Raw genomic sequence first — 11,201 nt, forward strand, 5'->3', positions numbered from 1 at the left:
CTCCATGACCGTCACTCTTGGCCAGCGAACCAGTGTTCGCGGGCTTTCAAGATGAGGTGCTTGGCGTCATCGGCGCTCTGGCCGGTGATTTCGGTGAGTTCATCGACCGCAAGGTCGGCCAGGTCGTCGCGGGTGTGCACACCCGCCTCGGCCAGTTTCGGAATGAGTTCCGGATCGAGTCCTTCGAGGTCGCGCAGATTCTGCGAAACGCTCTCGACGTTCTCTTCCCGGGCGATTTCCATCGTCAGGAGCGCATCCTTGGCGCGCGAGCGCAGCTCGTTGATCGTGTCCTCGTCGAAGCTCTCGATCTCGAGCAGCTCGGAAATCGGCACGTAGGCCACTTCTTCCAGGCTGGTGAAGCCTTCGGAGATCAGGATGTCGGCGATTTCCTCGTCGACGTCGAGCTTCTCCATGAAGAGCTTGCGGCTGGCATCCGTCTCGGTCGCCTGCTTCTGGGCCGACTCGTTGGCATCCATGATGTTGATCTTCCAGCCGGTCAGGTCGGAGGCAAGCCTCACGTTCTGGCCGCCGCGGCCGATCGCGATCGCGAGGTTTTCCTCGTCGACCACCACGTCCATCGCATGCTTTTCCTCGTCGACCACGATCGACGACACGTTGGCCGGCGCGAGCGCACCGATCACGAACTGGGCCGGGTCTTCGCTCCACAGCACGATGTCGACGCGTTCGCCGGCAAGTTCGTTGGTGACCGCGTTGACGCGCGTGCCGCGCACGCCGACACAGGTGCCGATGGGGTCGACGCGCTTGTCGTGCGAAAGCACGGCGATCTTGGCGCGCGAACCGGGGTCGCGGGCGCAACTCTTGATCTCGAGCAGCCCCTGCTCGATCTCGGGCACTTCCTGGCGGAACAGCTCGATCATGAACTCGGGCGCCGCGCGCGACAGGATGATCGGCGCCCCACGCAGCGTGAGGTCGACCTCCATGATCATGGCCCGCACGCGGTCGCCGTTGCGCAGGTTTTCCTTGGCGATCATCTCGCTGCGGCGCAGCCGCCCTTCGACGCGGCCGGCCTCGACGATGATGTCGCCCTTGTCCAGGCGCTTGACGGTGCCGGTGAAGATCTTCTCGCCGCGCGACATGAAGTCGTTGAGCAGCATCTCGCGCTCGGCGTCGCGGATCTTCTGCAGGATCACCTGCTTGGCCGCCATCGCGCCGATGCGGCCGATCGGCACCGACTCCACCGATTCCTCGATGTACTCGTCGAGCTCGATGTCGGGCATTTCTTCCTTGGCTTCGAACAGCAGGATTTCCTGGTCGGGCAGCTGCAGGCCGGCCTCGTCCGGAACGACGTGCCAGCGGCGGAAGGTCTCGTAGTCGCCGCTGTCGCGATCGACCGCGACGCGGATGTCCACATCGCCCGGATAGAGCTTCTTGGTGGCTTGCGCCAGGGCGGACTCGACCGCGCCGAAGACCACGTCGCGTTCGACGTTCTTCTCGCGCGAGATCGCATCCACCAACATCAACATTTCGCGATTCATGCCACCACTCTCCTTGTTCAGTCCGACAACGTCGTGTCGGGTTTGGGCCTGCGCCCCTTGAAATCCACTATCGGGGCAAGCCGCGCCTCGCGCAGCTCGTCCAATGCAAAACCCAGCGCCTGCAGGGGGGCGGGCGCGCGCTTCTTGCTGATCTTCTGACCGGGCTTCGGCTCGGGTCGTCCTTCTGGCTCCTGGCTCCAGACGATCTGCCACCCCTGCGCGCCGTCGGCCCGTGCGACCCGCTCCAGCGTGCCGCGAAATTTCTTGCGGTTGGCCGCCACCTGGCCGGCCGCCGCCGCGCCCATGGGCGCCTTCAGCGTGATGTCGATCACCTCGCCGGCGAAACGTTCGAAATCCTGCTCATTGCGCAGCGGTCGGTCAATACCCGGCGAGGACACCTCGAGCCGCTTGTAGTCGACGCCATCCACCTCGAGCGCGAACTGCAGCTGGCGGGTGACCTTCTCGCAGTCCTCGACGGTGACGAAGGGCTCGGGCGCACCGGCCGCAGCTGCAGCTCCAGAAATGGGGCCACTCCAGGGCAAATCAATCGTCACGCGCAGCAGTCCTCCGGCCGAGCGTTCGATCTCGACCAGGTCGTAGCCGAGTCCGGCCACGGTTTGTTCCACTGTCTGCTGCAATGCCACGTGTCTGTATGCGCCTTCTGGTGTGCTCCCGATGCCCGCCATCGCCGCCCGCCTGCGGCATCGAGAAATGCTTCGACCAATAAAAAACGGGCGGTGAGTACCCGCCCGTTTGGTCGTGAGCCTCGAATTATATGCCAAACACGTGTAAGAACGTCGGTTTCTAGGTGGCCAAAGCGCCTTCCGGCCGGCGCGACCGCCGCCAGACCCACGCAAAAAGCAGGGCGCCGAACGCCAGTACCGCCGCCGCCGCCAAAAGCGGCACCGTGAACGAGCCGGTGCGCTGGGCCAGCGGCGCCGCAAACAGCGGCCCGAGGATCTGGCCGACGCCATAGGAAGCGGTCGCGTAGCCGATCAGCCCGGCCGCGGCGTTGCCACGCAGCCGGCGCGCATCCCGCATCGCGAACAGGGTGATGGTGGTGAAAGGCATGCCCAGCAGCAAGCTGCCCAGCGTGAAGCCGATGACGGTGGGCCAGGCCACGGAAAGGACGACGCCCATGGCCTGCAGCGCGTAGGCGATCGCCAGCAGCAGCCGGTTGTCCCAGTGGACCGGCGCCCGCGCGCCGATCAGGGCGCCCGGAACGATTGCCAGGCCGAACAACGGCCAGAAAAAGTCGGGCCAGGGCGAGCCTGGCAAGGCCTGGCGCGCGATCACCGGCAGGAAGGTGGCCGTGATGATGTAACCGAAGCCCGCCAGGCCGTAGAGCCCGACCAGCCAGCGCGCGTCGCTGCGCGCTGCGGCGGATTCGGCCTCTCCGGGTGCCGCGGCGTCGGCGGCCGGCGCCGCGGCGTGGGCCGTTGCGCCATCATCGAAGACGCGCCAGATCGCGGCGATCGCGACCAGCGACAGCAGGCCGAAGCCGATCCAGCCCGCCTCCGAGCCCCAGCGGCCGACTGCGCCGCCGACAAGGCCGGTGATGGCAATGCCGACACCCGGCCCGGCGTAGATCACGCCCTGCAGCGTCGGGGCGCCCGTTTCCGCCAGTCGCCGCAGGCCCCAGCCGGAGGCGAAGACGAAGGCCCAGGCGCTCATGACCCCGGCCGCCGTGCGCAGTACGCCCCAGAAGCTGAAGCTGTCCCACAGTCCCATGCCGAGCAGCAGCGCCGCGGTGGCGACAAGCGCTCCGCGCACCATGGTGGCGGGCTTGAGCCGGATCGCCGCGCAGGACAGCGCGCCGACGAAGTAGCCGAGGTAGTTGAGCGAGGCCAGCATCCCACCCGCCTGCAGATCCAGCTTGCCCTCGTGCAGCATAATCGGCAGCATCGGCGTGAAGGCGAAGCGGCCCAGGCCCATCGCCACCGCCAGGCTCACCATACAGGCGAGCGCTGCGCGCCAAGCGCCGCGCCGGTCGCTTCCGATCACCGACATTTCGTGGTCTCCAGCTTTCTCTAATCTGCCAGCGCCGCAGCCACCAGCTTCTGCGTGTAGGGATGTTCCGGCGCATCGAGCACGCGGTCGACGCCGCCCGATTCGAGGATCGCACCGTCCTTCATCACGATGACCTGGTGCGCCATCGCGCGAATCACCTCGACATCGTGCGTGATCAGCAGGTAGCTCAGGCCGCGCTCGCGCTGCAAGCGTTGCAGCAGGCCCAGCACCTGCTTCTGAATCGTGACATCGAGTGCACTGGTGGGCTCGTCGAGCACCAGCAGCTTCGGGTCGACGATCAGCGCCCGCGCGATCGCCAGGCGCTGGCGCTGCCCGCCCGAGAACTCGTGCGGGTAGCGCTCGAGCAGCGAGGGGAACTGCGCCTCGCTCAGGCCCACGTCGGCCAGCGCAGCCAGCGCGCGCCCGCGCCGGGCCGCGGTGTCGAGCTCCGGGGCGTGCACCGTCAGGCCTTCGCCGACGATCTGCTCGACCGTCATGCGCGGCGAGAGCGACGAAAACGGATCCTGGAACACGACCTGCATCTGGCGGCGCAGCGCCCGGTCGCTCGCGCCGCCGGCACTCCAGCGCTGGCCGGCAACACCGAGGCTGCCGCCGTACTTGAGCAGGCCGAGGGCGGCGAGCGCGAGGGTCGACTTGCCGGAGCCCGATTCGCCGACGACGCCCAGCGTCTCCCCCTGCGCAATGCGGAAGTCGGCGCCCTGCACAGCCACGAACTCGCCCTTGCGAAACCAGCCGGCCACCCCGGGCCGCGAGACCGGATAGCTGACGCGCAGCGCCTCGGCTTCGAGCACCGGTGGTGCGGCCTTCGCCTCTGCGGGAACGGGCGGCACGTCGCGCGCCGGCCGGCTGTCGATCAGCTTGCGGGTATAGGCATGCTGCGGCGCGCCGAACACGGTCGCCACGGCGCCCTGCTCGACGATGTGGCCGTCTTCCATCACCGCCACGCGGTCGGCGAAGCGGCGCACCAGATTGAGGTCGTGCGTGATCAAGAGCACAGCCATGTGGTGCTTGCGCTGCAGTTCGGCCAGCAGTTCGAGAATCTGGGCGCGCACCGTGACGTCGAGCGCGGTGGTCGGCTCGTCGGCCAGGAGCAGGCGCGGCTTGCAGGCCAGCGCCATCGCGATCATGGCGCGCTGGCGCTGGCCGCCCGAGAGCTGATGCGGGAACGCTCTCGCCCGGCGTGCCGGTTCCGGGATGCCGGTGTCGGCCAGCAGCTGCACGGCGGCTTCCTGCGCCGCGCGCGCCGGCAGGCCTTCGTGCAGCTCGAGCACCTCGGCGATCTGGTCACCCACGGTGTAGAGCGCGTTGAGTGCCGTCATCGGCTCCTGGAAGATCATCGCGATCTCCTTGCCGCGGATGCCGCGCAGCCGCGCTTCCGGCAGCGACAGCAGGTCACGCGCTGCATCTCGGCCCTCCCCGCCGGCAAAGCTTGCGGCGCCAGAGATATCGGCGTTCTGCACCAGCCGCAGCAGGCTGAGCGCCGTGACGGTCTTGCCCGAACCCGATTCGCCGACCAGCGCCAGTTTTTCGCCTTCGGCGATGCTGAAGTCGATGCCGTGCACGACCTCCTTGGCGCCGAAGGCGACGCGCAAGCCGCGGACATCCAGAAGTGGAGTGCCGCCCGCCGCCGGGCCGCCCCAAGGCGGGCGAGCCCCCTCGGGGGGCAGCGAAGACACGTGAGTGCCGAGCGTGGGGGCTGTCATTTCTCCGCCTTCCGCGGATCGAGCGCATCGCGCAGCGCGTCGCCCATGAAGGTCAGCAGCATCAGCGTGAGCACGAGCACGCCGAAGGTGGAGAGCGAGATCCACCAGGCGTCGATGTTGGCCTTGCCCTGGCTCAGCAGCTCGCCGAGCGAGGGCGTTCCCGGCGGCACGCCGAGGCCCAGGAAATCGAGCGAGGTGAGCGCCAGGATGGCAGCGCTCATGCGAAACGGCAGGAAGGTCACCACCGGTACCATGCTGTTGGGCAGGATGTGGCGCCACATGATCTGCAGATTGCCGACGCCGAGCGCGCGCGCGGCGCGCACGTAGTCCATCTGGCGGTTGCGCAGGAACTCGGCGCGCACGTAGTCCGACAGGCCCATCCAGCCGAACAGGCTCAGGAGGATCAGCAGTAGCGCGACGCTGGGCGCGAATACAGCGCTGAAGATGATCAGCAGATACAGCTCCGGCATCGAGCCCCAGATCTCGATGAAGCGCTGGAACGCGAGATCGGTCTTGCCCCCGAAGAAGCCCTGGATCGCGCCCGTGACGATGCCCAGCACCACGCCGATGACGGTCAGCGCCAGCGCGAACAGCACGCTTACGCGGAAGCCGTAGATCAGCTGGGCCAGCAGGTCGCGGCCGCGATCGTCGCTGCCGAAGAAGTTCTCGCTGGAAGGCGCGGCCGGGTTCGGCGATGTCGCGAAGTAGTTGAGCGTCTTGGGGCCATAGGGATTGGGCGCGTAGATCGCCCAATTGCCGCCTTGCGTGATGCGCTCGCGGATGAAGGGGTCGAGGTAGTCGGCCGGCGTCTCGAAGTCCCCGCCGAAGGTTTTTTCGGAGTAGTCGCGCAGCACCGGAAAGTAGGTCTGCCCTTCGTAGCGCACCACCAGCGGCTTGTCGGTCGAAAGCAGTTCGGCAAACAGGCTCAGCACCACCAGGATGCTGAAAAGCACCAGGCTCCAGAAGCCGAGCTTGTTGCGCTTGAAGCGCATCCAGGCCCGGCGGGCGGGCGAGACGGTCACGGGGCTAGGGTCTGTTGGCATATGAATCACCCCCGCGCCGGGGCGGCAAGGGGTGCAGGGCTAGGCGCGGGCCGCAGCCCGGGGTGATCCCCCGGGCAAGGACCGCAACGACGCCATGCGCCCCTTGCCGCCCCGGCCCTTCGGGTGGGGCCCCACAGAGGGCCCACTCGTCGTTGCCAATGCTCACTGGGTGTGCAACCCAGTTCCGCTTGGCGCCTAGATTGGGCCCTCTCTGGGGCCCCACGCGGGGGTGATTCATATGTCAACAGACCCTAGTCAAACTTCACCCTCGGATCCACCAGCACGTAGCAGAGGTCGGATATCAGCTTGGTGATCAGCCCGATCAGCGTGAACAGGTAGAGCGTCCCCAGCACCACTGGGTAGTCGCGCCGGATCACGCTCTCGTAGCTCAGGAGGCCGAGCCCGTCGAGCGAGAACAGCGTCTCGATTAGCAGCGAGCCGGTGAAGAAGGCGCCGATGAAGGCGGCCGGGAAGCCGGTGATGATCGGGATCAGGGCATTGCGGAACACGTGCTTCCACAGCACCTGGCGCTCGGCCAGGCCCTTGGCGCGCGCGGTCAGCACGTACTGCTTGCGGATCTCTTCGAGGAAGGAGTTCTTGGTCAGCATCGCGGTCACGGCGAAGCTGCCGAGCACCATCGCCGTCACGGGCAGCGCGATGTGCCACAGGTAGTCGACCACCTTGGCGCCCCAGCTCAGGCTGTCCCAGTTGGGCGAGGTCAGGCCGCGCAGCGGAAACCACTGCAACTGCCCGCCGAAGACCACCAGCAGCGCGACGCCGAGCACGAAGCCCGGGATGGCGTAGCCGATCAGCACGATCAGGGTGGTGATGAAATCGAATCGCGAGCCGGCCCGCACCGCTTTCGCCACTCCGAGCGGCACGGCGATGAGGTAGCTGATGAAGAAGGTCCACAAGCCCAGGCTGATCGAGACCGGCAGCTTTTCCTTTACCAATTCCCAGACGTCCTTGTGCTGATAGAAGCTGGTGCCCAGGTCGAAGCGCGCGAAGGACTTGAGCATCAGCCAGAAGCGTTCGGCCGGCGGCTTGTCGAAGCCGTAGAGCTTCTTGATCTCCTCGATGCGCTTTTCGTCCAGCCCCTGCCGGCCGCGGTAGCCGGCGCCGGAACTCGCTGCGCGTTCGCCGCCCGAGTCGCGGCCCTGCAGCTGCGCCACCATCTGTTCGACCGGGCCGCCCGGCACGAACTGCACGGTGGCGAAGGTCAAGAGCAGCACGCCGAAGAGCGTGGGAACCATCAGCAGCAGGCGTTTGAGGATGTAGCTGGCCATCGCTTCTTTTACTTATTGGAAGGCGATGCCCACCAGGTGCTCATGGCCCAGGCATCGGCCTGGTAGTAGGGCGGGATCACATCCGGCAGCACGAAAGGCTGGGGCCTATAGCCGATCAGGAAGGCGTCGCCGTAGTACTGCGGCACCGAGTAGTAGCCGTGCGAAAGCACGCGGTCGAGCGCACGCATGGCGGCGCGCAGCTCGGGCCGGGTGGTTGCGCCGACCACCTTCTGCAACAACGCGTCGACCGCGGGATCGGCGATGCCCCAGATGTTCGAGGAGCCATGGGTTGCCGCCGCCTTGGAGCCGAAGAACTCCAGCAGCTCGCCGCCCGGCGCCGTGGTGCCGGGCAAGCGCAGCGAAGTCATTTCGAAGTCGAAGTTGTCCATGCGCTGCTGCGCGAGCGAGAAATCGACCGTTCGAAAGCTCATCTGGATGCCGAGCTTCAGCAAGGCGGTCTGGAAGGGCGTGACGACACGGATCAGCGAAGGCTGGTCGTTCAGGAACTCGATCGTGAAAACCTCGTTCTTTTCGTTGCGCAGGGCGCCGTCGCGGTAGGTCCAGCCCGCAGCGGCGAGCAGCGTCCTCGCCTTGCGCAGGTTCTCGCGCAGGCTGCCTGGAGGCGCCGTGCTCGGCGGGATCGCGGCCGGGCCGAAGACTTCGGGGCGCAACTTGCCGCGCAACGGCTCGAGCAGCGCCAGCTCGTCAGGCTTGGGCGAGCCCTCGGCATGGAACTCGCTGTTCGGGTAGTAACCCTGCACGCGCTTGTACAAGCCGTAGAAGAGCTGCTTGTTGAGCCACTCGAAATCGAAGGCAAGTCCGATGGCCTGCCGCACCCGTATGTCCTTGAACTTCGGATTGCGCAGGTTGAACACGTAGCCCTGGAAGTCGCCCGGATTCTGGTTCTCGAAGGCGCGCTTCTTGATCTCGCCCGACGTGAACTGCTTGCCCGTGTACTGGCGTGCCCAGTTGCGCGAAGTGAATTCGCGCATGAAGTCGAACTCGCCCGCCTTGAGCCCTTCGAAGCGCGAGGTATCGTCCAGGTAGATCTTGAAGGTGATGCGGTCGAAGTTGAACAGGCCCTTGCGCACTGGAAGCTCTGCACCCCAGTAGTTCGGGTCGCGCGTGTAGGTGATGTCGCGGCCCATGCGCGGGTTGGAGATCTTGTACGGGCCCGAGCCGATGGGCACCTCGGTGGTGATCTGGTCGAAGGGCTTGCCGGAGCCCCAGGCGCGGCTGAACACCGCCATGCCGCCCACGACCAGCGGCAGTTCGGGATTGGCGCTCGCAAACTCGAAGCGCACCGTGCGCTCGCCCATTGCCGTGGCGCGCTTCACCTCGGCGTAGATGGTGCGGAACTGGGGTGCAGCCAGTGGCCCGGTGAGCGTGGTGAAGGAGTGCACCACGTCGGCCGCGAGCACGGGCGAGCCATCGTTGAAGCGTGCTTTCGGATGAATGCGGAAGGTGGCCGAGCGCTTGTCGGTGGCCACCTCGACGTCTTCGGCCAGGAGGCCATAGGCCGTTGTCGGCTCCTCCGAGTTTCCGGTCAGGAGGCTTTCGAACATCAGCGCGCCTATGGCGTACGGCGCCGTGCCCTTGAGCGTGAATGGATTGAACTTGTCGAAGTTGGTGGGCCGCGTCGGCGGCACCATGCGGATCTCGCCGCCCTTGGGAGCATTCGGGTTCACATAGCTGAAATGCGTGAAACCCGGCTGGTACTTGATGTCGCCGAACTGCGCGTACGCATGGGCCGCCCACGAGGGGGCTGCCGAGAGCGCCAACACCAGAAGCAGCCAAGCTCGCATGCGAGAATTCTGCACAAGATTTTCACGAGGTCGCTATATGGGCTTTCTTTCCGGCAAAAAATTCCTGATCACGGGCGTACTGAGCAACCGCTCCATCGCCTACGGCATCGCCCGCGCCTGCCGCCAACAGGGCGCCGAACTCGCGTTCAGCTATGTCGGCGAACGCTTCAAGGATCGCATCACCGAGTTTGCGGCCGACTTCGATTCGAAACTCGTCTTCGATTGCGACGTGGGCGACGATGCCCAGATCGCCAAGCTCTTCGCCGATCTCTCGCAGACCTGGCCCAAGTTCGACGGCTTCGTCCACAGCATCGGCTTCGCGCCGCGCGAGGCGATCGCCGGCGACTTCCTCGACGGCCTCTCGCGCGAGGGCTTCAAGGTCGCGCACGACATCAGCGCCTACAGCTTTCCGGCCATGGCCAAGGCTGCCCTGCCCTATCTCAACGACAAGTCGGCGCTGCTCACGCTGACCTACCTGGGTGCATTGCGCGTGCTACCCAACTACAACACCATGGGACTGGCCAAGGCCTCGCTCGAGGCCTCCGTGCGCTACCTCGCGGAGTCGCTGGGCCCTAAGGGCATGCGCGTCAACGGCATCAGCGCCGGCCCGATCAAGACGCTGGCGGCCAGCGGCATCAAGGGCTTCGGCAAGATCCTCTCGGTGGTGGCCGAGGTGTCGCCGATCCGCCGCAATGTGACCATCGAGGAAGTGGGCAACGTGGCGGCCTTCCTGATGAGCGACCTCGCCAGCGGCGTGACGGCCGAGATCACCTATGTCGACGGCGGCTTCAGCCATGTCGTCGGCGGCATCGCCGAGCCGGCCGAGGGCTGAGCCTGGTCCGAACCGGCGCAGGCCGCCGGCAGCACCTCTCATAATCCCCCGGCTTGTCAATAAAACATGCCGGGGAGTCGATCATGAGTTTTCACATTCATCCAGGCCGCGCCTTGCAGGCGCGTGCCGAGCTGTCGCGCCGAGCGCTCCTGCTCGGCGCCGTGGCCGCCACATGCACCTTGTTGGCCCCGTCCGGGGTCTTGGCGCGCGACACAGCGGCACCGCCGCTGATGCTCGCCGAGGTGTACCGCCGCGGCATGCCGCTCGACGACCACTGGGTCAGCGAGAAATACGACGGCGTGCGCGGCTATTGGGACGGCAAGCAGCTCTGGACGCGCGGCGGCGAGCGCATCATCGCGCCGGCCTGGTTCATTGCGTCGCTGCCCGCCGTACCAATGGACGGGGAGCTGTGGGCCGGCCGCGGCCGCTTTGCGCAGGCGGTGTCCACGGTGCGCAGCCAGACGCCGAACGATGCGGCATGGCGCGAGCTGCGCTTCATGGTCTTCGATCTGCCCACGCAACCCGGCGACTTCACGGCCCGTCTCGCCGTCTTGCGAAAGCTGCTGCCGATCGCTGATGCGCCCTGGCTGGTGCCGGTCCCGCAGCAGCGCGCAACAACGCATGAGTCGCTCCAGGCGCTGCTGGACAAGACGGTGCACATGGGCGGCGAGGGCTTGATGCTGCACCGGGGCGCTTCGCTCTACCGTGCCGAACGCAACGCCGACCTGCTGAAGGTCAAACCCTATGACGATGCGGATGCGCGGGTGCTCGCGCATGTTCCCGGCCGCGGCAAGCATGCGGGCCGGATGGGCGCGCTGCTGGTCGAGACGCCGGAAGGCAAGCGCTTCAAGCTCGGCAGCGGCTTCAGCGATGCCCAGCGCAAAGAACCACCGGCCGTCGGGAGCTGGGTGAACTACCGCTACAACGGCACGAACCCCGGCGGCGTGCCAAGGTTCGCGCGCTTTCTGCGCGTGCGGCAAGACCTCGCATCCTCGTCCTGACCGA

General features: G+C 66.6%; 9 protein-coding genes. 2 read left to right on the top strand and 7 right to left on the bottom strand.

Going from position 1 to position 11,201, the window contains the following annotated elements; genetic code table 11:
- Positions 1–11: 11 nt before the first annotated feature.
- The 7 genes from nusA to EJI01_RS01720 all read right to left on the bottom strand — a co-directional run bounded on the left by nusA (position 12) and on the right by EJI01_RS01720 (position 9,364).
- A complete protein-coding gene (nusA, locus tag EJI01_RS01690; protein WP_126835378.1) occupies positions 12–1,496 on the bottom strand; it encodes a transcription termination factor NusA in 1,485 nt (494 codons plus the stop codon).
- Between the two features lie 17 nt (positions 1,497–1,513).
- Positions 1,514–2,140 carry a ribosome maturation factor RimP gene (rimP, locus tag EJI01_RS01695; protein ID WP_126835379.1) on the bottom strand — a complete coding sequence of 209 codons (627 nt, stop codon included), beginning with the start codon at positions 2,138–2,140 and terminating at the stop codon, positions 1,514–1,516.
- 160 nt (positions 2,141–2,300) lie between these two features.
- Complete coding sequence (locus EJI01_RS01700) at positions 2,301–3,506, bottom strand: YbfB/YjiJ family MFS transporter (protein WP_126835380.1); 1,206 nt, start codon at positions 3,504–3,506, stop codon at positions 2,301–2,303.
- A 20-nt stretch (positions 3,507–3,526) separates the two neighbouring features.
- The gene (locus tag EJI01_RS01705; protein WP_126835381.1) at positions 3,527–5,230 is read right to left on the bottom strand and encodes an ABC transporter ATP-binding protein; all 1,704 of its coding nucleotides are present in this window, start codon (positions 5,228–5,230) and stop codon (positions 3,527–3,529) included.
- Entirely contained in the window at positions 5,227–6,273 is a 1,047-nt protein-coding gene (locus tag EJI01_RS01710; RefSeq protein WP_126835382.1) for an ABC transporter permease, read from the bottom strand. The genes EJI01_RS01705 and EJI01_RS01710 overlap by 4 nt, the downstream gene beginning before the upstream one ends.
- 251 nt (positions 6,274–6,524) lie before the next feature.
- The gene (locus tag EJI01_RS01715) at positions 6,525–7,559 is read right to left on the bottom strand and encodes a microcin C ABC transporter permease YejB (RefSeq protein ID WP_126835383.1); all 1,035 of its coding nucleotides are present in this window, start codon (positions 7,557–7,559) and stop codon (positions 6,525–6,527) included.
- 8 nt (positions 7,560–7,567) lie between these two features.
- Positions 7,568–9,364, bottom strand: coding sequence for an extracellular solute-binding protein (locus tag EJI01_RS01720; protein ID WP_126835384.1), 1,797 nt, complete (start codon positions 9,362–9,364; stop codon positions 7,568–7,570).
- A gap of 37 nt (positions 9,365–9,401) precedes the next feature.
- Here EJI01_RS01720 and fabI point away from each other — a divergent pair, with 37 nt between their 5' ends.
- Complete coding sequence (gene fabI / locus EJI01_RS01725) at positions 9,402–10,196, top strand: enoyl-ACP reductase FabI (protein WP_126835385.1); 795 nt, start codon at positions 9,402–9,404, stop codon at positions 10,194–10,196.
- An 83-nt stretch (positions 10,197–10,279) separates the two neighbouring features.
- Positions 10,280–11,197, top strand: coding sequence for a DNA ligase (locus tag EJI01_RS01730; protein ID WP_126835386.1), 918 nt, complete (start codon positions 10,280–10,282; stop codon positions 11,195–11,197).
- Positions 11,198–11,201: the final 4 nt, after the last annotated feature.

It is taken from the genome of Variovorax sp. MHTC-1, from assembly GCF_003984645.1.
GTDB lineage: Bacteria > Pseudomonadota > Gammaproteobacteria > Burkholderiales > Burkholderiaceae_C > Variovorax.